The 22,266-nt window shown below is 41.0% G+C and carries 23 protein-coding genes and 1 tRNA gene; 13 read left to right on the top strand and 11 right to left on the bottom strand.

What is annotated here, in order from left to right; translation table 11 throughout:
• Window positions 1-62: 62 nt before the first annotated feature.
• Window positions 63-851, bottom strand: a complete 789-nt coding sequence (locus ACNF42_RS02795; protein ID WP_443338730.1) for a glucose 1-dehydrogenase — start codon at window positions 849-851, stop codon at window positions 63-65.
• Window positions 852-957: 106 nt separating this feature from the next.
• Here ACNF42_RS02795 and ACNF42_RS02790 point away from each other — a divergent pair, with 106 nt between their 5' ends.
• Entirely contained in the window at window positions 958-1,560 is a 603-nt protein-coding gene (locus ACNF42_RS02790; protein ID WP_443338727.1) for a MarC family protein, read from the top strand.
• 50 nt (window positions 1,561-1,610) lie between these two features.
• Here ACNF42_RS02790 and ACNF42_RS02785 read toward each other — a convergent pair whose 3' ends face one another.
• Window positions 1,611-2,837: an MBL fold metallo-hydrolase gene (locus ACNF42_RS02785; protein ID WP_443338725.1), complete on the bottom strand. Its 1,227-nt coding sequence runs from the start codon at window positions 2,835-2,837 to the stop codon at window positions 1,611-1,613.
• A gap of 5 nt (window positions 2,838-2,842) precedes the next feature.
• On the bottom strand, window positions 2,843-3,607 hold the full coding sequence (locus ACNF42_RS02780) for an S-methyl-5'-thioadenosine phosphorylase (RefSeq protein WP_443338722.1): 765 nt from the start codon (window positions 3,605-3,607) through the stop codon (window positions 2,843-2,845).
• Between the two features lie 105 nt (window positions 3,608-3,712).
• Here ACNF42_RS02780 and ACNF42_RS02775 point away from each other — a divergent pair, with 105 nt between their 5' ends.
• Together ACNF42_RS02775 and ACNF42_RS02770 are read left to right on the top strand one after the other, a co-directional pair.
• Entirely contained in the window at window positions 3,713-4,807 is a 1,095-nt protein-coding gene (locus ACNF42_RS02775) for a hypothetical protein (protein ID WP_443338721.1), read from the top strand.
• Complete coding sequence (locus ACNF42_RS02770; RefSeq protein WP_443338719.1) at window positions 4,804-5,622, top strand: hypothetical protein; 819 nt, start codon at window positions 4,804-4,806, stop codon at window positions 5,620-5,622. Before ACNF42_RS02775 ends, ACNF42_RS02770 begins: the two co-directional genes overlap by 4 nt.
• A gap of 4 nt (window positions 5,623-5,626) precedes the next feature.
• Here the strand turns inward: ACNF42_RS02770 and gcvPB are convergent, their stop codons facing one another.
• Genes gcvPB through ACNF42_RS02755 form a run of 3 tightly spaced genes read right to left on the bottom strand, consistent with a single transcriptional unit; the run spans window position 5,627 to window position 9,300 of the window.
• Entirely contained in the window at window positions 5,627-7,045 is a 1,419-nt protein-coding gene (gcvPB, locus tag ACNF42_RS02765; protein ID WP_443338717.1) for an aminomethyl-transferring glycine dehydrogenase subunit GcvPB, read from the bottom strand.
• Window positions 7,045-8,367: an aminomethyl-transferring glycine dehydrogenase subunit GcvPA gene (gene gcvPA / locus ACNF42_RS02760; RefSeq protein WP_443338715.1), complete on the bottom strand. Its 1,323-nt coding sequence runs from the start codon at window positions 8,365-8,367 to the stop codon at window positions 7,045-7,047. Before gcvPA ends, gcvPB begins: the two co-directional genes overlap by 1 nt.
• Window positions 8,368-8,421: 54 nt before the next feature.
• Window positions 8,422-9,300, bottom strand: coding sequence for a hypothetical protein (locus ACNF42_RS02755; protein ID WP_443338713.1), 879 nt, complete (start codon window positions 9,298-9,300; stop codon window positions 8,422-8,424).
• 107 nt (window positions 9,301-9,407) lie between these two features.
• Here ACNF42_RS02755 and ACNF42_RS02750 point away from each other — a divergent pair, with 107 nt between their 5' ends.
• Window positions 9,408-10,139: a hypothetical protein gene (locus ACNF42_RS02750; RefSeq protein WP_443338712.1), complete on the top strand. Its 732-nt coding sequence runs from the start codon at window positions 9,408-9,410 to the stop codon at window positions 10,137-10,139.
• Between the two features lie 6 nt (window positions 10,140-10,145).
• Here the strand turns inward: ACNF42_RS02750 and ACNF42_RS02745 are convergent.
• Window positions 10,146-10,220, bottom strand: a tRNA-Arg gene (locus ACNF42_RS02745).
• Window positions 10,221-10,708: 488 nt separating this feature from the next.
• Between ACNF42_RS02745 and ACNF42_RS02740 the strand changes: the two genes are divergently transcribed.
• The gene (locus ACNF42_RS02740; protein WP_443338709.1) at window positions 10,709-11,869 is read left to right on the top strand and encodes an alpha-hydroxy-acid oxidizing protein; all 1,161 of its coding nucleotides are present in this window, start codon (window positions 10,709-10,711) and stop codon (window positions 11,867-11,869) included.
• Between the two features lie 63 nt (window positions 11,870-11,932).
• On the opposite strand, the gene ACNF42_RS02735 is transcribed toward ACNF42_RS02740, so the two are convergent.
• Entirely contained in the window at window positions 11,933-12,208 is a 276-nt protein-coding gene (locus ACNF42_RS02735; RefSeq protein ID WP_504434009.1) for an HU family DNA-binding protein, read from the bottom strand.
• A gap of 148 nt (window positions 12,209-12,356) precedes the next feature.
• Here ACNF42_RS02735 and ACNF42_RS02730 point away from each other — a divergent pair, with 148 nt between their 5' ends.
• Window positions 12,357-13,007, top strand: a complete 651-nt coding sequence (locus ACNF42_RS02730) for an endonuclease III domain-containing protein (protein WP_443338707.1) — start codon at window positions 12,357-12,359, stop codon at window positions 13,005-13,007.
• Here the strand turns inward: ACNF42_RS02730 and eif2g are convergent.
• Both eif2g and ACNF42_RS02720 read right to left on the bottom strand, forming a co-directional pair.
• Window positions 12,980-14,206 carry a translation initiation factor IF-2 subunit gamma gene (gene eif2g, locus ACNF42_RS02725; protein ID WP_443338705.1) on the bottom strand — a complete coding sequence of 409 codons (1,227 nt, stop codon included), beginning with the start codon at window positions 14,204-14,206 and terminating at the stop codon, window positions 12,980-12,982. The genes ACNF42_RS02730 and eif2g overlap by 28 nt on opposite strands.
• Window positions 14,203-14,604, bottom strand: coding sequence for a 30S ribosomal protein S6e (locus ACNF42_RS02720; protein WP_443338703.1), 402 nt, complete (start codon window positions 14,602-14,604; stop codon window positions 14,203-14,205). The genes eif2g and ACNF42_RS02720 overlap by 4 nt, the downstream gene beginning before the upstream one ends.
• Window positions 14,605-14,925: 321 nt before the next feature.
• On the opposite strand from ACNF42_RS02720, the gene ACNF42_RS02715 reads away from it, so the two are divergent.
• The 5 genes from ACNF42_RS02715 to ACNF42_RS02695 all read left to right on the top strand — a co-directional run bounded on the left by ACNF42_RS02715 (window position 14,926) and on the right by ACNF42_RS02695 (window position 19,728).
• Window positions 14,926-15,825 (top strand): pirin family protein, encoded by a 900-nt coding sequence (locus ACNF42_RS02715; protein ID WP_443338701.1) that lies wholly within the window; start codon window positions 14,926-14,928, stop codon window positions 15,823-15,825.
• A 66-nt stretch (window positions 15,826-15,891) separates the two neighbouring features.
• The gene (locus ACNF42_RS02710) at window positions 15,892-17,127 is read left to right on the top strand and encodes a glycosyltransferase (RefSeq protein WP_443338699.1); all 1,236 of its coding nucleotides are present in this window, start codon (window positions 15,892-15,894) and stop codon (window positions 17,125-17,127) included.
• A 34-nt stretch (window positions 17,128-17,161) separates the two neighbouring features.
• The gene (locus tag ACNF42_RS02705) at window positions 17,162-18,748 is read left to right on the top strand and encodes a bifunctional N(6)-L-threonylcarbamoyladenine synthase/serine/threonine protein kinase (RefSeq protein ID WP_443338697.1); all 1,587 of its coding nucleotides are present in this window, start codon (window positions 17,162-17,164) and stop codon (window positions 18,746-18,748) included.
• Window positions 18,745-19,293, top strand: coding sequence for an XTP/dITP diphosphatase (locus tag ACNF42_RS02700; RefSeq protein WP_443338695.1), 549 nt, complete (start codon window positions 18,745-18,747; stop codon window positions 19,291-19,293). The genes ACNF42_RS02705 and ACNF42_RS02700 overlap by 4 nt, the downstream gene beginning before the upstream one ends.
• A gap of 57 nt (window positions 19,294-19,350) precedes the next feature.
• Complete coding sequence (locus ACNF42_RS02695; protein WP_443338693.1) at window positions 19,351-19,728, top strand: DUF3198 domain-containing protein; 378 nt, start codon at window positions 19,351-19,353, stop codon at window positions 19,726-19,728.
• Here the strand turns inward: ACNF42_RS02695 and speE are convergent.
• Window positions 19,718-20,542, bottom strand: a complete 825-nt coding sequence (gene speE, locus ACNF42_RS02690) for a polyamine aminopropyltransferase (protein WP_443338690.1) — start codon at window positions 20,540-20,542, stop codon at window positions 19,718-19,720. The two genes, ACNF42_RS02695 and speE, sit on opposite strands and share 11 nt — an antisense overlap.
• Before the next feature lie 158 nt (window positions 20,543-20,700).
• Between speE and ACNF42_RS02685 the strand changes: the two genes are divergently transcribed.
• Window positions 20,701-21,987 (top strand): FAD-dependent oxidoreductase, encoded by a 1,287-nt coding sequence (locus ACNF42_RS02685; protein ID WP_443338688.1) that lies wholly within the window; start codon window positions 20,701-20,703, stop codon window positions 21,985-21,987.
• A gap of 2 nt (window positions 21,988-21,989) precedes the next feature.
• On the top strand, window positions 21,990-22,265 hold the full coding sequence (locus ACNF42_RS02680) for a ferredoxin family protein (protein ID WP_443338685.1): 276 nt from the start codon (window positions 21,990-21,992) through the stop codon (window positions 22,263-22,265).
• The last annotated feature ends 1 nt before the right edge of the window (window position 22,266 follow it).

Below are 22,266 nucleotides of genomic sequence, written 5' to 3'. Positions count from 1 at the left end.
ATCCATGCATACAAAAAAGGAATCCACAATTTTTGTGTCAAAAAGAAATTGGAAAAATTGGATCATCCACCGTGTTTAAAATCAGGGTAGAGGAGCATGCCACCATCAACCGGAAGTGTAACTCCTGTTATATAGGATGCAAGATCACTGCACAGGAATGCCACCGCTTTCCCTATATCATCCACTTCACCAAGCCTTGGCATTGCTACCTTGTTCAGCAGATCCTTCAGGCTCTCAGGATTTCCCCAGACATCCCTGTTGATCGGTGTTTTAATGGCTCCTGGTGCAACAGAAATAATTCTTATATTATTTTCAGCAACCTCCTGTGCAAGGGTCTTTGTGAACATGGACAGGCCAGCCTTTGAGCTTGAATAGGCTGAATAACCTGACCACGGAACAAATTCATGATCGGAAGTTACATTTATGATCACGCCACCATTCTTTTTCTTCATTCTCACTATGGCTTCCCTTGCACAGTAGTAAGGCCCTAGAAGATTTATGCTTATGACCCTCCCCCACTCCTCTGGATCATCATCTCCAACCATCTGCCTCTTTCCATCAATACCTGCGTTGTTTACAAGTATATCCACCGGACCCAGTTCCTTATCGGTCGTTTCGAAGAGTCTCTTCACATCTTCTATATTGGAAACATCGGCCTGAACGCATATGGCCTTTCCTCCGCTGGCCAGTATCTTCTGTGTTATTTCGTCAGCCTTATCCTTTTCCTTTCTGTAGTTTATTACAACTGATGCTCCTGCCATTGAAAGATACTCAGCAATGGATATTCCCAAGCCGGAACTTGATCCTGTAACAATTGCAACCTTGCCCTTTAGATCAATTTCAACGCCCATAGATATCTTCAATATAGTATTGAATCACTTAAATTGTTTTTGATCATATTTCCGTAAATCATATTTAAATTCACAATACTATTATATAGTTCTGCAATGGGTGTTTATGGATACCATCCTCTCCTTCATCAAGATATTTTTTCCCCTATTTGTTGTAATCGATCCCTTTGGAACCATGGCTCTGTTTCTTGCCATGACATCTGACTATTCTGAACAGGAGAAGAGGACTGCAACAAAGGATGCCTTCGTCTATGGAACAATGATTCTTGTCATATTTACTCTCATAGGGTCCACCATTCTATATCTTATGGGAATATCCATAATGGCCATTCAGATTGCGGGAGGTATCATTCTTCTAATAATGGGAGTTGAGATGGTCAGGGAAGGGGACAGGCCCAAGTCAACAGGAAAGACCTTCAAGAATCCTGATCTCGGCATAGTTCCCTTTGCAACACCCCTTCTTGCTGGTCCAGGCGCAATTTCTCTCGTCATAATACTATCAAAACAGAGCCTGACATCCATGATTCTGACCATAATATCGGTTATTTCCATATTCATAGTAGTATTCATACTCTTCTGGTTCGCAACACCAATATCCAGAGCCCTTGGGGATAAGTCCATGAAGGCCATAACCAGAATATTTGGTCTCTTCGTTGCAGGTTTTGCGATTCAGTTCATAATAGATGCAGTTCTTTCCCTGAATATTTAAGTGAAATTTTTAAAAAATATGGTATCAATTTTATTTAAAATAGTCTGTTCTCACTCAATCTTGAATTCCTTGCCGTTAAATGGTAAAATCACATTATAATTTGCAAGATCATCAACGATTGCTTCCCTCTGATCACCATGGCATAGTATGACATTCTCAGGCTGGCATTCCTTTATGAACTGTACAAGATCATCATGGCCAGCGTGGGCAGACATATCGAAAAATTCAACCTGCATATCAGGTTTAATCTCTGCACCGGATATGTTCAGGGTGCCCTTTTCCATGAGATTCCTTCCATTGGTACCCTCAACCTGGTATCCCGTCATAAATATGGCACTCTTGGGATCGTGAACGTATTTTTCAATATATCCAAGAGCAGGTCCTCCGTCAAGCATACCTGATGTTGATATTATAATATCCACATCCTCCATATGCTCTCTCATCTTTCTTCCCCTTACCTCCTTAACACGTGCCACAGCCTTTCTGAACTCCTTTTCCGATCTCAGATAGCCAGGGGTATTGAGATATATGCTTGTGATAAGGTTTCCCATTCCATCGGTTGCAATCTTGTATGGCAGATCGTAAAGGGACATTATGAGCTCCTGCATCCTGCCCATAGCAAAGGATGGCAAAACAACCTTCCCGCCATGTTCAACCACTTCAGATATCCTGTCTCTCAGTCTCTTTCTTACCTCCTCCCTCTCCTCGTGGTTCTTTCCGGCGTAAGTACTCTCTATAATTAGATTCCTTGTTTTTCTGGGTTTTGCACCGGTAAGTAATTTGGAATCCCTGGTGTAAAGATCACCAGTGATCATGATTTCATCGGAGTTTTCAAACTTCCACATGGTTGATCCTGGTATGTGGCCCGCCGAATATGGTGTTATGACTGTATCATCAAGTGATATCTTCTCCCCATACTTCAGCACGTTCATCATGGTATACATGCTTTCCACATCCTCCCTGTTGAACCTTTCCACGTAACCTTCAAGGGCTGTCACCTTTATGGAGTCATTCAGCATGGGCCTCGTGGTATTTGCAGTCATCTCTGTTGCAAAAACTTCAACACCCTCGTCCTGAAAATACATTGGCATAGCACCAATATGGTCAAGATGGGAATGTGTAATAAACAGACCGTCTATCTCTTCCGGGGGCATTGGAAATAAGGGGGGTTTTTCCGGTATAACTCCATAATCGATCTGGTATCTCTTTCCATCCATATCGATTATTATTCCCAGTCTTCCCACTTCCTCTGCTCCTCCTAAAAACTTAATTTTCATCAATTCTATAACCTCGCACCATCTAGTCTCTTTGAACAGTCACATGTTCTCTCTTCTTTGTGTGTAGAAAGGAAGTCTTCCACAATCTTTTCTGTCTTTTCTTCATTTTCTTTCAGTATTTTGATCACTTCTGAAGCCTCTACGGGAGTCTCTGACCATACATCATAATCTGTAACGGTTGCAATCATGGAATAGCACATTGCCATTTCATTTGCAAGATTAATTTCTGGAACAAGGGTCATTCCTATAATATCGGCAAATTGCTTGAACATTTTGGATTCTGCTCTCGTTGAAAATCTTGGACCTTCAATAACCATATAGGTACCACCCTTATGTGTTTTTCCATATTTGGTTGATGAAGCGAATAACTCTTCATTCATTCTGGGACAGAATGGATCTGCTGAAGATATATGGACAACATCAGGGCCATCATAAAACGTCAGCTTTCTGTTTTTTGTGTAATCAATATACTGATCAGGAATAACAACGTCTCCAGGTGCCATCTTTTCGTTCAGGGATCCCACTGCATTAATACCAAGAATTTCGTTAACACCAATACTGTTAAGGGCCCATATATTTGCCCTGTAATTCACCATATGGGGAGGAATATTATGCTTCTTCCCGTGTCTTGGTATGAAGGCGACCTTTTTTCCGCGAAAATTGCCAATTTCAACTTCTGAAGATGGAACACCGTAAGGAGTGTCAATAATTCTGCTTTCTTCAACCTCAATCAGATTGTAAATTCCGCTTCCACCTATTATGCCTATCAAATAATCTACACTTCCGAGACTATAATACCAGATAATATTTAATCTATTTTTATTGTGGCCATATACAATCGATAAGTCTATAACATTTATGGAATTGGGAATAGGATGCCAGAGGAAAAGTTAACCAAGATTTCTGATATAAATGGAGATATACTGGAACTGAACATAAAGGCCAAAATATTATCAATATCCAGTAAGGAGACTGAGACTTCAAAGGGAAAACTGATCTATCATTACGGTCTATTAGGTGACGACACTGGTGTATTACCCTATACAGCATGGTCAATTCCTTCAACAGTGAGAGAAAAGGACGTATATGAAATAAGAAGGTGTTATTCAAAAACATTCAAGGATAAGGTCAGAATATATTTCGATCAGAAGACAGAGTTCAAATTTCTCACTGAGAATATGGAAGTGAAGAGAAGTTACAGATATTACAGTATCAAAGATCTCAACATAAGGGACAAGTTTGTCACAGTGGAAGGTATACTGAAGGATGAGAGAGTCAGGGATTACGAGAAGGATGGGGAAAAGAAGAAGATATACCAGTACACCTTAAAGGATCAGACGGGTTCAATCGGATTGTCGTCCTTTGGGATGCAGCTGAAAACAGGAAAAGGAGTGAGGCTTGAAGGTGCAAGACTGGATGAGTTTAATGGTTATTACAGACTGAACGTTTCAGATAAAACGGGCGTTGAATATATCACTCTACAGATATCTGAGGAACCTGAGTTTACATACCTCAGAGAGTTGAAACATCCTGTGGGCGACGTTATGATAAGCGGTTTCATTATAAGCATGGGGGAAAAATCCGGGTTAATATCAAGGTGCAGGGAGTGCAAAAAGAAGGTTGACGATATACGATGCCCCGATCATCCTGAATCCCCACTGGAATACGATATATTTGTCTATTTTACTGTAGATGACGGCACTGACTATATTCAGGTGAGTTCAGGCCTGGAACCACTTAAAAAAATAATCGGAATAGATGAGACATATCTGAACAACGAAAAGAGGCCACCCTTAAGAAAAGAAGTTAAGGACAAACTGGAAAATAGCCTCATGCATAATGCACTTGTCATAAGGGGCAATATAAGGGAAAATACCCAGGGACTAAGCATGAAGGCAACGGAAATAAGAGGTTTGGGTAAGGAGGACCTTGCAAAGATCAACAGGATACAGGAGGAGGAGTTTCTATGAGCGATAAGAGAAGAGAGCCTGCAAGATGGATATTTTCATCTGAAATGAGAGAGTGCAATTCCACCATAAGCGAAGGGGATGGGGAATACAGCAGGGAGTTTTTCATAACACCAGGCGGATCCATGGGAAGGAGGGTACTTTTCTGCGGAAAACTGAATGCAAAGACTGAAGAGGGGGATATGACAAAGATGACCGTGGCAGACCCAACAGGTGCATTCTATGTTACATTCTTCTCAAAGGATTTCAATCAGAATGTGAAGGAGGATATATCAAAGGTTCAGGTTGGAGACGAAATAATGACAATGGGAAGGACAAGTTTCTTCAGAACAGATGAGGGAAAACTTTACGTCAATATAAATCCTGAAAGTGTAACCAGGGTAAGTTCAGAATCGGTTGATTACTGGATATCCAGAACTTCCTTCCTTCTGAGGAGAAGAATAATGGCCATAAGGGAGGTAAGAAACAATCCGGAGGCAAGTATAGAATCCCTCATGGGAAAAGGGTTCAGTCAGGATGAGGCAAAGGGTGTTATGGAATCCCAGAAGATCTACGGATCATATGATATCCAGAAACTGGAGGAAATAGCAATTTCAGTTAACAGTGCAAAGCCATCGGAAAATGTAATCAGGATAAAGGACGAGGTGGCTTCCTTCATAGGAAGATTCGATCCCCTTGGAGGAATATCTTACAATGAAATAATGGCAGAGTTCAGAAAGAGAAATATACCTGATTCTGACATTGACGAGGCCATAAATACCCTGTGGCACGATGCTGAAATTTACGAGGTTGAAAAGAGAAAATTCAAGACCGCCTGAAACCCTACCAGTGCAGTTTCATCAGTCTTGCTGCTCTCACTTCATCGGCTCTTCCAATGGAGAGATTCTCAGGCATCCTGTGGAGTTCCTCATCAGGAACAGCGATTGCCTCTTTTATCAGATCTACAAATTTATCCATATCGTTTATACTTGCATCTTCTGTGGGTTCAATCATCATGGCCTCCGGAACCATAAGGGGGAAATATATGGTAGGGGCGTGGACACCGCTGTTTATAATATATTTGGCAATGTCCAGAGCCCTCTTTCCTGTATTCCTTGTAGATGCCACAACCTCGTGCTTCTTCAGGCCCTTTGAAGGTATTTCAAGAATACCTTCCAGTTTTTTTGCCATGTAATTTGCATTCAATACGGCCTTCTTTGTATTCTCCGTGAGACCATCATCACCCTTGTATTTCATATAGGCCCATGCCCTGAGAAGATTTATAAAGGACCCGTTGAAGCCTGCAACCTTGCCTATACTGTTTTTGTATCCATAGTACAGTCCGTATTTCCTGCCCTCCTTCACTACCACAGGCACAGGAAGGAATTCCCTTAATTTTTCCTTCACGGCAACAGGTCCTGCACCAGGTCCTCCACCTCCGTGGGGTGTTGCAAAGGTCTTATGAAGATTGAAATGAACCATATCGAATCCCATCAGACCGGGTGAGGTGACCCCAAGAATGGCGTTGAAGTTGGCGCCATCATAATAGAGCAGGGCCCCTGCACCGTGAACTATCTTTTCAATCTCGAGAATGTTGGATTCGAATACGCCAAGTGTGCTAGGATTTGTTATCATAAAGGCAGCAGTTCTTTCTCCCACTGCATCCCTGAGAGCATCCATATTCACTTTACCATCCTGCCCGGAAGGTATCTCCACTGTGGTGAATCCGGCCATTGCGGCCGATGCAGGATTTGTGCCGTGGGCCGAATCGGGAATTATGATCTCATTTCTTTTCTCCTCACCTATGCTCTCCATGTATTTTCTCACAATAAGCATGGACGTATATTCGCCCTGTGCACCCGCAAGGGGCTGCAGTGTCACTGCATCCATTCCCGAACTTACTCTGAGAAATTCCTGCAATTCATACATTACCTGCAGCTCTCCCTGCGCATATTCCGGAGATGTTAAAGGATGAATCCTTGTGAATCTCTGGTCATTTGCTATTCTATCAGCAAATTTTGGATTGTACTTCATGGTGCATGATCCAAGTGGATAGAAGCCTGTATCCACAGCATAGTTCATCTGTGAAAGATGCACGTAGTGTCTTATTACATCGTATTCAGTTATGTCAGGCAGATTCAGGTTTTTCCTCTTCAGATTCTCAGGTATATCGGGTCTGTTTATTTTCTCTGATGAGAACGTGTTTCCCGAATTGATCTCATTTAGAAGTTTCTCGTCATAGGTTGCCTGGTGATATGTCATCAGAACACCTCCATTACCTTTTTTAGTTTTTCAAGACTTTCCATCTTTGTCATCTCAGTTGCTGCAAAGAAGACACTTCTTCCCATTCCTGATGGGGGACCTTCAAGGGCAAGATTTGCAGGATAACCTCCAAGGATTCCATTCTTTTGAAGATAGGAAAAAAGGGCCTCAGGAGAGGCATCAACATCAACCATAATATCTGAGAAGTAAGGATTTGATGATTTTCTTGTTCTGTAACCGTGGACGCTGTCAATAATTGAGGCAAGTTTTCTGCTATTCTCCATGGTCTTTGAAGCAACGTATTCCAGACCATTCTTTCCAAGAACCGAAAGGTAAACGGAGGAGGCAAGTGCCATAAGAGCCTGATTCGTACATATATTGCTCATGGCCTTATCCCTTCTAATATGCTGCTCCCTGGTCTGCAGTGTCATAACATAGGCCCTCTTTCCATTTACATCCACAGTCTCTCCTATTATTCTACCAGGGGACTTTCTTACATACTTTTCCTTGAATGAAAAGAGGCCAAGATAGGGGCCACCATAGGATATGGGTATACCCAGCTGTTGTCCCTCAGCAACACTTATATCTGCATCATATTCCCCTGGGGAAGATAGGATTGCAAGGGAAATTGGGTCGTAATATGCAATGTGCATGGCCTCCCCCTTTATTTCCTGTATCTTCGTAACCTTGGGATCCAGGGTTCCAAAGGTGGATGGATTGTATGTAACAATGGCACATGTGTTATCACTGATCATTTCTTTCAGCCTTTCAAGATCAATTGTACCATCGCTGTTTACGCTGTAAAGGGAAATTTTGATCGGAAGTCCCGTTGTGTATGTCTTCAGCACTTCAAGATGATTTTTATAAATGTTTTCCGGAACAAGAACATTGGACTTTCCATTAATCCTGTAAGCCATTCTTACAGCTTCAGCAAGTGCACTCGGACCATCGTACATGGACGAATTTGTAACTTCCATACCTGTTAAATCGCATATTATGCTCTGATATTCGAAGAGTGCCTGAAGCATTCCCTGAGATATTTCTGCCTGATATGGGGTATATGCGGTAATAAATTCATTTCTCATTATAATATTACTCACAGCTGCCGGAATGTACCTCTCATAGGAACCCAGTCCAAGTAAAATTGTAAAATCCCATCTGTTCTGGTTTCCTACGTACTCACTTTCCAGAGTTATCTCCATTTCGCTTTTTCCCTTTCCTATCCCCCTCAAAGGTCTCTTTACACTTTCAGGTATGTCAGAAAAAAGATCATCATAACTCCTTATATTCAGAAATTTAAACATTTCATCAGTAATGGTCATCAGGTCTTACCAGCAACTCATTGTTCACCTTTATTTAGATATTTTGAGCCCTACTCATGAGTTGAAATCCCACTTTATCTTTCCTATGGAAATTATCTCTACACTGCCTCTGTCCAGATCAGAAATTATCTTCAGGATTGTGTTTATATTGTTCTTCGGTGTCACGATCTCCATGGATATCTTTCTGTTTTTGATCCTTAATACTCTTCTGTAGGTAAGAATATTTTCCCTTACCATGGCGAGAAGAATATCAGAAAGAGTGCACTTCATCTCATATTTCTGAAGGTACCCGATTTCCTTTTCCATTGCAAGACATCCAGGAATAGAGTTACATGAAAGTTGTCCTAATAGTATCACTCTGTCCATTCTCAAATTATCAGTTTCGATCTCACCTTCGCACTCCTCTGGCACTTCGTAGGAAGCCTGTAACTCAATTCTGTATATATCCCTGTCAAGTTCCGTAACCTTAAACGGTTTTATTTTTTTTACATCGGCAAGTTGTTCAACCTCCAGATTCGGTATTGAACTGCAGGCCTCTATTATAAGTTTGGATATCTCATGATTCAGAAATACAGGAAACTTGCAGTATAGATGAAAACCATCTTTGTCGGAATAGACCTGCGTTATTATGACACCTTCAATATTAACAAGTTTGTTGAAAAACATCAGTTTCGGATCATTCCTGTCTTCATAAGATACAACATAAACTCCATTAAGTTCCTTTGCGTTTATGGATCTTAAAAATATGGAAAATTTCGAAATTTCTTTGAGATTTTCCGGGATGTAGGAAATAACTTTTATGTTTTCTCCATCTGATATTATGACAGAACGCATTGTATAATCTACACCTGAAAGTATGTTAAATATGGAATAGTCCAGCCTAACAGACACCCCTAAGGCATACCATTCTGGTGCCTGGTTGTTCAAATGCATGACAAGGTATAAGATGTAGTTAATTAAATTATTATTGTTACCATATCTGATCACACTCTTTGATCATAATTGAAAACATTTATTTCCACCATGATGCATGGGCATATATGAAGGTAGTAACCACAATTGGTGGACTCAAGGAAATATCTGATATTATTGGATCCATTACAAATGAAGCAAAGTTCGAATTCGAGCAGGACGGATTGCACATAAGGGCAATAGACAGTGCAAGAATTGCAATGGTTGATCTATTTGTAAGCGCTAAAAATTTCCAGGAGTACGATGTTTCAGAGAAGACTGAACTCCCCATAGACATGGAAAAACTAAGGAGTGTCATCAAACTAGGGAGTTCATCGGATGACATAACACTTACACCAGGCTCCGGAAAGGTAAAATTTTCCATGGGCAATCTGAGTAAAAGCATAGCCCTTCTGGAATATGGAAATATAAATCCTCCAAAGCTTCCCGCTGTAAATCCTGAAAACTTTGTTGTTATCCCCAAGAGTCAGTTCGATCGGGGTCTTAAGGCAGCGGCAGATGTTAGGGATTCAGTTAAATTCATTTTAACTCCGGACAGTTTTACAATATCATCAAAGAGCGATTCTGAAGATGCAGAGTTAAGAATAGATTCAACACAGTATCTTGAAATCAAGTCAAATGGTGAGGTTAAGAGCAGTTATCCTTCCGACTATCTGATAAAGATACTAAAATCAGTAGGAACAGCAGAAAATCTGAGAATATCCTTCAACAACGACTATCCACTTGTTCTTGAACTGGAATTTCCAATGACATCCGGTGAAAAGAAGGTGAAGTTTCTCCTTGCTCCAAGAATGGAATAAACAGTACGGGCGCGAGGGGATTTGGACCCCTGATCTACAGCTTAGGAGGCTGTTGCCATATCCAGGCTTGGCCACGCGCCCTTACTTCCGTGAAATACAAAATAGTATATGTGTTTATCTAAATGGTATTCGTGATAATCATCATTTTTAATCCCGTGAGCAGAAGAGAATATACGGAAAATTTTCATCCATGAACATATTATGAAATGTTTAAATCATCATATTACAGTTAATTCACTTGGCAATATGACACTTCTAGTTGATCCTTAAAAACCTTAAGTATCCATGATTGCGTCTTCGAAAATTCTTCCTTTCCTTATGGAAATGCATTCATTATCCGATTTATGAAGATCCATCTCATACTCCTTCGAATGAAAAGCTTGGAATCTACAGTTAATCAATATCTTCAAAATATATTTTACAATCCGAAAACAGAATATTTTTCGGGCAATTAAAATTCTTAAGGAATTCAAAAATGGGGATTTCAATTTTGGAATGGGATTTATGGCAGGATAAATAAAAATCAGGACAACCACTAAATATCATATGATATTGATCATAGGATACGTATGGGAAATCTTGGAGTTGACTTTGAGGTAAAGAGATACCTTGGGCTGGACGAGAATTCTGATCTTCCTGTATCCATAAATGACTGGAAGGAAGAAGCCAGGAAAAAAATGAGCCAGGAGGCATGGTCCTATCTTGAGGGGTCAGCAGGATCGGAATCCACAGAAAGGGAAAATGAAACCTCAATGGAAAGATATCGCATAAGACCAAGATATTTAAGGAATGTTGAAAACTGCGATCTTTCATCAGATTTCCTCGGAAAGAAACATAAATTTCCAGTTGCACTGGCACCCATTGGCGTAACATCCATAATCAATGAAGAGGCAGAAATTGCAATCGCCAGAGCTGCAAGAAACACTGGTATACCATTCTCATTGAGTACAGTTTCATCAAAATCCATAGAGGAGGTTGCCATCGCAGTTCCAGATGGTGAAAGATGGTTCCAGCTCTATCCAGGGAAGAATAAGGAAGTGATGAAAAGTTTCATAAAAAGAGCAGAAAAATCTGGTTATAGCGCACTAATAGTAACTGTAGATACCACAATGCTGGGGTGGAGAGAAAGAGATCTAAAACTTAGTTACCTTCCATTTCTAAAGGGCTACGGACTTGCAAACTTTTTCTCAGATCCTGAGTTTTTAAATCTTCTTGAAAGGAAACCTTCAGAGGATATGTCCGCCGCCATAATGAAATTTTCAGATATCTATGTGAATCCGTCCTTCTCATGGGATGATCTTAAAGAGATCATATCCATAACGAAACTTCCTGTAATTCTAAAGGGTGTAACTCATATTGACGATGTAAATCAGGCTTTCAGCATGGGCGTAAAGGCAGTAGTTGTATCCAATCATGGGGGAAGGCAGGTGGATGGGGCCATAGCCAGTATTGATGCGCTCTATGAAATATGGAAGAATGGAGATGTAAAGGGTGAACTCATGTTTGACAGCGGAATAAGGCACGCATCACATATAGTGAAGGCAATAACCATGGGTGCATCTGCAGTTCTCGTTGGAAGACCTTACTGCTACGGTCTAGCTGTTGCAGGACAAAGAGGAGTGGAGACATATATGAATCAACTCCTTTCGGAACTCAATCTTCAGGTAGCCCTGGCAGGAAGTTCCTGCATACAGGATTTGAGAAACGGAGAGATATACCTGAGATATTGAGAATCCGGAAAACTTAAAATAAAATTTTTATGGAAATAGTTTTCAAATTTTATAGTTAAAAGATCACTTGTATTTTATTTTGCTTGAAGGTCTGAAAACAAACTTCTCCTTCTGGGGGACTTTTATTTCCTTCCTTGTCTGAGGGTTCTTGGCGCTTCTTGCTTTCTGCGTCTTTCTCTCAAAGATTCCGAAACCTGCAAGGTTTATCTTCTGTTTTTTGTCTGCTTCGTCCACAATTTTGTCCAGAAAAGCCTTTATTACCTCTCTGGCAACTTTCTGTGTCGTTCCGGTTGTCTTGGAGACCTCTTTTGACAATTCGCTTATGCCAACCATTTTTATCAATTCTATATGTACATACTACTATTAAAATATTTTTGTTCAGGATTTTATTTATAATGAGTTTTGTGGATTTCACTGGTATATTACATTGTTCATAAAAATAAGAAAATATGAAAACGATTTTATCTCCCGGTTAACATGTAACCACATGGACTTCAGAAAACTCAGTGAAATTCTGAATAATTACTATGGAGATCTGCACTGGTGGCCAGCTGAGACGCCTGAGGAGGTTGTTATTGGAGCCATATTGACACAGAACACCTCATGGAGAAATGTGGAAAAGGCCATTGCTAATCTTAAGGAAACTGGAATTACGAAACTTTCAGATATAGCAGATGGAAATAAGGAGAAAATAAGGGATGCAATAAAGCCATCAGGATTCTACAATCAGAAGACTGAAAGGCTGATATTAGTGAGCAGGGAGATCCTGAGGGCAGGTGGTCTCGAAGCTTTGGAAAAAATGGATGATAAGTCACTATCAAAGTTCTTATCTTCATTGAAGGGAGTGGGAAGGGAGACTGAAGAAAGCATAATGATCTATGCACTGGGAAGAAAGAGATTTGTTGTGGACAAATACACCATAAGGATATTTTTCAGAACGGGTATCATCCAAAATGAGAGCATCTTCCCGGAGGACCTAAAGGAGGAAATAGAAAATCAAATGAGCCTTGAGGAGCTGAACAATTTTCATGGAACACTTGTGAATCTTGGAAAGGACTTCTGTAAAACAAAGCCTGTCTGTTTAAAATGTCCTGTGAGAATGGAATGTAACTATGCGAAGGATTTGACGTTACCGTAGCCGATAAGTCTCCAGCGGTTGGTTATTTTTCTTCCTATGGCCACCCTTTCATCGCTCTGAACTGCAACAGGATATCTCAGTGAAATTTCCACATCACCATCCCTGACGTTTGTTGCCATACCCAGTGTGTTTGATGTTCCAAATGTGAGCATAAGGTATTCCCTGCTCTTTATGGGCTCAACCTTCATCTCATCCTCAAAGCCCACCACACGGTTCAGAAGGTGTGTTTCAATTTCAACGGTTGTTGCCATTGGTGGGACCTTTCCCACAGATCCAAGAATTCTCCCTGTCAAAAGATCGTTCTTTGTGAGAAATGGATCAAGTTTGGTTCCAACTGCAGAAAGTCCTCCCGGAACTATGGTCTCATAGGAATTTGAACCTGCCATCAGTGATGTTATCTCCGTGATAACATTCTCCCAGACGTTTTTATTCCCCTTGGTCTGTTGAATCCCAGGTGTGATTTCAATCTCCTGTCCAATTCCCAACATTCCCTTTACCAAAGATCCACCGAGAACTCCACCTTTCAGGGTTTCCGGTGACGCACCTGGTTTGTTAACGTCAAAGGATCTGGCTATATACATAAGCGGATCAGCATTTTTATCCCTTGCCGGAGTAGGAATGTATTCCTCTATGGCTTCAAAAACCTTGTCTATATTCTTATTATGGTACGCACTTACTGGAATAACAGGCGCATTTTCTGCAATACTTCCCTTGAGGAATTTCTTGATTTCTTTGTAACTTTCCACTGCTCTTTCCTTGGTTACAAGATCTATCTTATTCTGAATAACTATTATATTTTTAATACCCATAATTTCTATTGCTGTAAGATGCTCTCTCGTCTGTGGTTGTGGGCATTTTTCATTTGCCGCTATTACAAGTAGCGCCCCATCCATTATGGATGATCCCGAGAGCATGGTTGCCATAAGTGTTTCATGGCCAGGTGCGTCAACAAAGGATATAACTCTCTTTAATTTGCAATGCTCATTCAGTGGTTTGTTAGAATAAATTCTATCTCCATCATTACATTCATAAACCGGTGTATCCGCATAACCCAGTTTTATGGATATCCCCCTTTTAATTTCCTCAGAATGTATGTCGGTCTTTCTACCGGTCAGTGCCTTCGTAAGAGTACTTTTTCCGTGGTCTACGTGACCAACCATTCCAATATTTATTGTTGGCTGGGGAAGACTTGAACTCATTCTTTCTTTTCCTCTGATTGGTTGTCCGGAGCTTCAAGTGGGGCTGGCCCATACTGTGTTATTACAAAGTTCAGCTGGGATATATCTGGCCCAATTACGGAACCTCTAAAAGTTACCCTTTTCCTTATCCCCCTCTTCGCCCTCTGGCCCTCTCTATATCTCACAAGAATTCTCTTCTTTCCAGGGATTGCAAGATCTGATTTCATTGGAAAGCCATCTATGGAAGAGCCCCCTGTAATCTTCAGCTTGTATCCCGGAAGTTCAAAGAAAATTCCATCTATCTCTTCACCGATTCTTCTGCCATTGAGAAGACTCAAGTTCTCCGGTTTTACATCTTTTTTATAGGTTTTTCCTGTTTTCTTATCTGCAATTATTGCTACTGAATTTCCTCCAGCCATTTATATTAACCCCCTTTAAGGTTAGATTTTTAGGGAATACAAGAAAGGCTTATAAATTTATCAATAGGTTTTCCATTTCACTGAAAGCACATTTCACCGCAGGAATATTTCTCAACCGGTTAATCATACCACGTAATCTGGTATCCATACTCAAAGGGATCAATCAGAATTCTCAAATCAAGGCAACAAATGAATGAAATATGGTTAGTGAATGATATTGTTCCCCTAGGGTGATTAAAATTTTTGGTATCAAGGGAACTGGCATTATTTATAAGCACAATTATCTGCACATGTTTATGAACAAGGATACATTGTAATCTCATGTCTTACCATGAGAAAGAAGTGGAAGTTGAGATACGTGGTGGCTATACAATGGATGGTGCAGGCGTCAAGCTATTCAGGGTTTTTGGTGGAAAATATACATTTCCAAGAACCGATCCGTTCCTCCTCATGGATTATTTTGGCTCCAATGATCCGGTGGAATATGAAAAAGGTTTTCCATGGCATCCCCATAGGGGTATCGAGACCGTAACATATCAGATTAAGGGCAATACGAGCCACGAGGATAGCAATGGAAACAGAGGCAGAATCTTTCCCGGCGATATACAGAGTATGAGTGCAGGAAGTGGAATTTATCATGAGGAGATGCCGGGGCCTTCAAAGAATACATCCGGCGAAATTCTATCACAGGAGGTTCTTGGTGTTCAATTGTGGGTAAATATACCTTCAAGGAAAAAGATGTCCACTCCCGCCTATGCCTATCACAAATCATCTGGAATTCCGGAAATCAGTAAGGGAAACCGCACCAAGATAAGGGTTGTTTCGGGGAAATTTGAGGACGTAACAGGGCCGTACGAATCCTTTACGGCAAAAGGTATCACATACATACACATGAAAATAGGAAAGGATGAGGAATTCACCTTAAGTGGTTACGAAGGAAAGAGAGTAATCGTTTTCTGTTTTTCTGGTTCTGTGAGAATAGGGGAAGAGGCCAATCTTGAGGAGAGAAACTCCTATTCCCTGTCAGTTTCAGGTGACTGGTTCAACATTAAAGGAATAAATGAGGAAAGTGATCTTATAATAATCGGAGGAGAGCCTACAGGTGAGAATATAGAATGGTATGGGCCCATAGTTATGAGTACAAAGGAGGAAATCTCTGAGGCTATAAGGGATCTGAATACAGGGACATTCGTAAAAAGCAGGGAGCCTATAATCCTTTAAACTAAAAAAACATTGTACCAGAATTATGAACCAATAGGATATTTATGGGGGCAGAAATATTCTCTTATGCGTCTTGATTTTTTCCTTCTTATTCTTGTAGGTACGCTCAGTTCCACGATTTCCATATTATATTACACAATGAATACCTATCTGTCCAGGAGAAAGGCAAAGTTAAGGGAAGAAAATTCTGTACGTGGAGAGCAGCTAACAAAGGATGATGTTACTGCAGTGATACCTGTATACAATGAAAACCCGGAACTTTTCAGTATTTCCCTGAGAAGCATATCAAGTCAGGTTCATCATACCATTGTGATTTCAGACGGAATAGAAGAGCCTTACAGTTCCATATGTGAAGCCAGCGGTGCTGAATTCATACTCAAGGAGCAGAGATCCGGAAAGAGGAGTTCACTTGCAATGGGCATGGAGAAGGTAAAAACAAAAATTGTCATATTCATGGATGCAGACGCACTTCCAGAGGAAGATGCAGTGGAAAAGATTCTCAAGGAATATGATCCTGAAACAGGTGGTGTTGGCTCAAATATATTCATGGATACATCTGACGGGAAGATGGTATCCTATGCTTCTGAATTTCTGGAAAGATCAAAGGAAACTGTACAGAGAGCAATGAGCAGATTTGGAAATATAATGATCATTGACGGCAGCTTTGCATCATACAGGTCAGAGGTCATAAGGGATTATGTTCAGTCTGACGAATTCAGGAATTATAGGATTAAGGGCAAAATTCCATACTATGGTGGAGGTGACGATACCTCCCTGACCGCCTTTGTCATAAGGAGTGGATACAGGGTAAGAAAGGCCTTCGATGCCCGTGTTGTGACGTTCCCAAAAAAGAATATCAAATCCTTTGCAAAGCAAAATCTGAGATGGTCGAGGACAGCATGGAGAACATTTTTCCAGAACATAAGAAATGGGACATTTAAAAGATCAAATAAATTCTATGTTCTTGAACAGTTCCTGACATTTTCCATACCCGTGCTCTTCCTCGGGGTTCTCCTTTTCAGAGGAATAACCTTTTTGGACATATTTGTCCACAGAGGTTTCATATTTCCAAACCCATTTCTCTTCATCACACACGGATTAACCCATGCAGTTACAAATCCATACTATTCCACCTATATGATCACATCAACAGGTTCCACTCTTTCTTCATTCCTGTTCCTTACAACAGTGGCTGAGAACAGTGTGAAGGAGAGGCTCAAAATAATAGGATATGGTTCCATCGGAGCACTGATTCTATTCCTGACATCTGTCTATGCCATGTTCACCTTCAGAAGGGCATGATAAAACATTATTTCCATATTTAATATGTGGAAATATGTATGTTCTCGGTCTGGAAGGTACAGCTCACACTGTAAGTGCCTCAGTTCTCGACGAGGTAAAGATATATTCTCTGGTTTCAAAGACATACAGGCCGGAAGAGGGTGGGATAAATCCAAGGGATGCAGCCGATTTTCATTTTTCCAACATTGTTGAAGTTATAAGGAAGGCAATTTCAGATTCCGGCATATCTCCAGAGCAGATCAGTCTGATAAGTTTTTCCAAAGGGCCAGGGTTGCCTCCTTCCTTAAAGGTTGTGGCAACAGCTGCCAGGGCACTTTCCATCAAATATGGTATTCCCATCGTTGGAGTCAATCATCCTCTCGGTCACATAGAGATAGGAAGAAGGGAGACGGGATGCAATGATCCTGTTATGCTTTACGTTTCAGGGGGAAACACCCAGATCATCGCTTATAAAAATGGCCATTACCGGGTCTTTGGGGAGACACTTGACATTGGTGTGGGGAATCTTCTGGATAAGATTGCAAGGGATATGGGATTTCCATTTCCTGGAGGGCCAGAGATTGAGGCTATGGCCCTTGGAGGTTTAAAACTTCTGGATCTACCCTATACGGTTAAGGGAATGGATACGGCTTTTTCAGGGATTTATACGGCAGCATCTCAGATGCTGAAAAGGGGGGAAAGGAAGGAAGATGTATGCATGAGTATACAGGAATACGCATTTTCAATGCTTGTGGAAACCCTTGAAAGGGCCATATTTACCACAGGAAAGAAGTCCATATTGCTTGCAGGGGGAGTGGCACGAAATAAGAGATTGAGAACGATGATTCAGACAATGGCAGAGGAAGCAGGGGTTGAGGTATTTGAAACGCCTGATAAATACTGTATGGATAATGGCGCCATGATAGGACAGGCAGGGCTGCTTACATATAAGGCAAGGGGTGCAGACAGGATGGAGGATACAAAAATCGATCAGTTCTTCAGAATAGATCAGGCTTACGCATCATGGGTTAAGGAGGAAGAGATCGTGTACAGGGACAGGGGTGCTGAATCCATAATAAGGAGAAAGAAATTTCATCAGTTTGAGGCCATAGAGAAGGAGAGAATTCCCAAGGGTTATAGAAATGAAGAGATCGATTTGAGGATCAGAAGAATGAGGATGAAGAGGGAGATAACGATGCTTGAAAGGATGGCAAGAATCGGGATATCTGTGCCATACATTTTTTCAGTGGATCTGAAGAGAAATGCATTCATGATGGAATACATAGATGGTAAAAACCTTGGAAGTGAGGAGAATATTGATCCTGAAGTGCCAGGAGAACTTGGAAGGATGATCGGAATGATGCATGGTGAGAATATATGCCACGGGGATCTGACCATGAACAACATAATGGTCAGAGGAAAGAGGGTGTTTCTCATTGACCCCTCCATGGGTTCTGTGACAGATAGAATTCAGGATTTTGCATACGATATGAGGTTATTAAACGAAAGTTCCGTTGCAACCCTGAAGAATGGGGAGAAGTTTATGCAGGATGTAATGGGTGCATACAGAAAACACTTTAAGGGCGCAGGAGCGGTGATCGAAGAGATGAAGAGAATTGAAGGAAGGAGAAGATACGCATGAGACTCAGATTTGTTACGAGTAACGAACACAAGTACATGGAAATAAATGAGTTTTTGGAAAAACATGGGAGTTCATGTGAATGGATAAAAATGAAATATGAGGAGACACAGGAAGACACCACAGAGGAGGTGTCTCTTGCCAGTGCAAGGTACCTGATGGGAAAGGTGGAACAGCCCTTTTTCCTGGAAGACACGGGTCTCTATGTAAGAGCCCTTGGCGGGTTTCCCGGTCCCTATTCGTCCTATGTGCAGAAGACCATAGGAAATTTGGGAATTCTCAAGCTAGTGGAAGGAAAGGAAAGATATGCAGAGTTCAAAACTGTGATCTCCTTTGTTGAGGGTAATAAGATCATGCAGTTCACGGGAGTTCTTGAGGGTAAGATAGGTGAGGTGGAAAGGGGCAAATCCGGATTCGGCTTCGATCCCATATTTATCCCTATAGGCATTGATAAGTCACTGGCAGAGATGGATATTAAAGAGAAAAATGAGCATTCCCATAGGATAAATGCACTCAAACTCTTCCTGAATTATCTCAACGGGGAATGATTTATTGATGGTAATACTTCTCACAAATTTAAAATATAAAATTTAGATAATGCCGCAATGTCAAAGATTTACAGGGAATGGTTTTTTTACATTTACTTGATACTAACAGTGGTCTTTCTCTTCATATTCATAGTGTCCTCAAACGATCTGCTCTTCCACTATAATGGATTTATAAATAATGGTCTCACATTTCAGGCCGCAGGGAACTGGAACTACTGGATATTTGTGCTGTCACTCATAATGGCAGGCATATTCGCATATTACACCTATGAATGGTTCAGGGACGATCGTTTCTTCAATGATATAATAAATTCAGACAGCAAATCAAAATTCATAAAAAATATGAGGGAACTGGAAAAGATCGCGAGAAAGCATGGGCCTTCATATGAGCAGAGACTTGATCAGAAAAAGAGTGCCTGGAAGATCAGGCAATAAGTTTTTTCACAAACTCAGGAAGATAGAGGGATGATTCTGCAATATCCATATTGAAATACTGCCCAGGCTCGACTGAGTCCTTGCGCATCTTAATCGGAGTATTTTTGGCCATGGTGAAGGACCAGAAGCCGCTTGGATATGTGGGTATGAATGCTGTGTAGCTTTTCACATTTTTGAATGCTGGTTTCATCCCCCTGTGGGCCATTCCTATGGCCTTTGGCTGGTAGAATGGAGATCCTGACTGTGTTACAACCACGCCCCCTTCTGTGAGTATTCTTGAAACATTTCTGTAGAAGTTTTCGTTGAACAATCCCTCTGCTGGACCTACGGGATCAGTGGAATCAACAATGATCATATCGAATTTCCTGTCTGTGGTTTCAGCGTATTTTATGCCATCTCCTATGATTAGTTCCACACTTTTACTGTTAAAGGAAGATGTCAGGGAGGGAAAGTGCTTGCGGCAGACCTCCACAACCTGTCCATCAATCTCCACATTCACTATGCTCTTCAATCCAAGTTTTAAAAGTTCTCCAGCTGCACCACCATCTCCGCCACCAATTATAAGTGCACTTTCAGGTTTTTTGTCACAGTAAAGGTAGGGCATTCTGGTGATCATTTCGTGGTAAACAAATTCGTCCTTTTCAGTAAGTTGAACAGTACCATCTATGGAAAGCAGCTTCCCAAAATCATAGGTTTCAAACACATCTATCCTCTGAAAGTCAGTCTTGACTGAAAGTAGTTGATCGCTCACCCTGAAGGACAATTGCAGATTGTCAGAATAACGCTCCGAAAACCAGTTTTCTATCAATTTCATTAAATGGTATATGCACAATCTGGTTTTAGTATTTTTCATAAAAACATACTTTTAGAGTACTAAGGAAATAATCATACTGAGTATTATGAAAAAGAAAATAAAAAATGAGTAAATTTAAGCACAAAAACAGTTATTATATAATCAGACATAAAGGGTCAATGAGTGAATTTGATGTGATTGTTGTCGGAGCTGGTCCGGCAGGAGCATCTGCCGCAATAAGACTTGCTTCAAATAAGGTGAATGTGCTTCTGGTAGACAGGGCAGACCCTCCTGGAAGCAAGAACGTTTCTGGCGGTGTTCTGTGGGGCGATTCACTTTCACAGGTTATACCCGATTGGGAAAAAAGCAACATGCTTGAGAGGTATGTGGAGGCAAAGGGTGTTACATTCCTGACAAAGGATTCGAAGATATCCATAGATTTTCGTTCAAAGAAGTTTGGTGAATACAAGAGCGGTTATACTGTGCTCAGAACAAAGTTTGATGCATGGCTTGCCAAGAAGGCAAAGGATGCAGGTGCAATGGTTGTATCAGGTGTCACAGTGGAAAAACTTGCCATGAAGGATGGGAAGGTTATTGGGGTCGAACAGTCGGGGGAGACAATAACCTCCGATGCAGTTATACTGGCTGAAGGGGCAAATTCAAGGGTTGCATACGATTCAGGAATTAAGAAAAAGCCAACTGATCAGAAGATAGCACTGGGTGTAAAGGAGGTAATAAAACTTCCGGAAAAGACGATCACAGAAAGATTTGGTCTCACATCACCAAAAATGGGTTTTGCATCTGAATATGTCCTCGGTTTTCTTGAAGGAGGCGTCAGGGCAGGTGGTTTTCTTTACACCAATAAGGAATCAATTTCCATTGGTGCTGTAATATCCATGGGCGACCTTAGGAAAAATAATCAGACCTATTCCTTCAACGTAATCGAACAGTTCAAGGACCATCCATTTATTGCACCCCTTTTACAGGACGGTAGGGTTGAGGAATACAGTGCCCATCTTGTTCCAGAAGGTGGCTTGTCCGTTGATTCAGTTTATGGCGATGGTTATATGATTGCAGGAGATACTGCAGGTTTCACATTCAGTAACGGTCTTGTGCTGCAGGGTATGAATTATGCCATAGTTTCAGGAATTGTGGCAGCGGATTCATTTATTGAGAAGAAGTCAAAGGGCGGGGATATGAATTTTGAAAATTACAAGCAGAATCTTGAGAAGACATTCGTTTTGAAGGATATGAATAACTTCAGAGGGTTGGATCAGGTAACATGGAGTGAGTCCATACACAACACAATACCAGCCATAGCAGAGGAAGCGATGCTGAATATTTTTTCCGAGGACGGAAATCCAAAGAAGCATCTGTCGCAGATAGTCCTTTCCTCTGCCCTGAAGAGGAAAGATAAGAGAAAGGATCTTGCAGTGGATCTGTATAGAATGTTGAGGAGGATGTAAAAATGATGAAAATAGAAGACAGGTTATCTCTGTTGAATTATAAGATAGACAAGTCCTATGAGCACATAACAATTAATCCGAGCATATGCGAAACATGCCCGGATCACTTCTGCACCTTTGCCTGCCCGGCAAAGTGCTACACACTCATAGATGATAAACTGAATTTCAAATATGAGGATTGTGTGGAATGCGGAACATGCGATACCGCATGTGCCCATGGAAGTGTTGCGTGGACGAACACAAAGGGCGGTCACGGAGTTAAATATAAGTACGGATGAT

The organism is Cuniculiplasma thermophilum (assembly GCF_052315355.1).
Lineage (GTDB): Archaea > Thermoplasmatota > Thermoplasmata > Thermoplasmatales > Thermoplasmataceae > Cuniculiplasma.
This window is presented reverse-complemented; position numbering and strand designations above follow the sequence as displayed.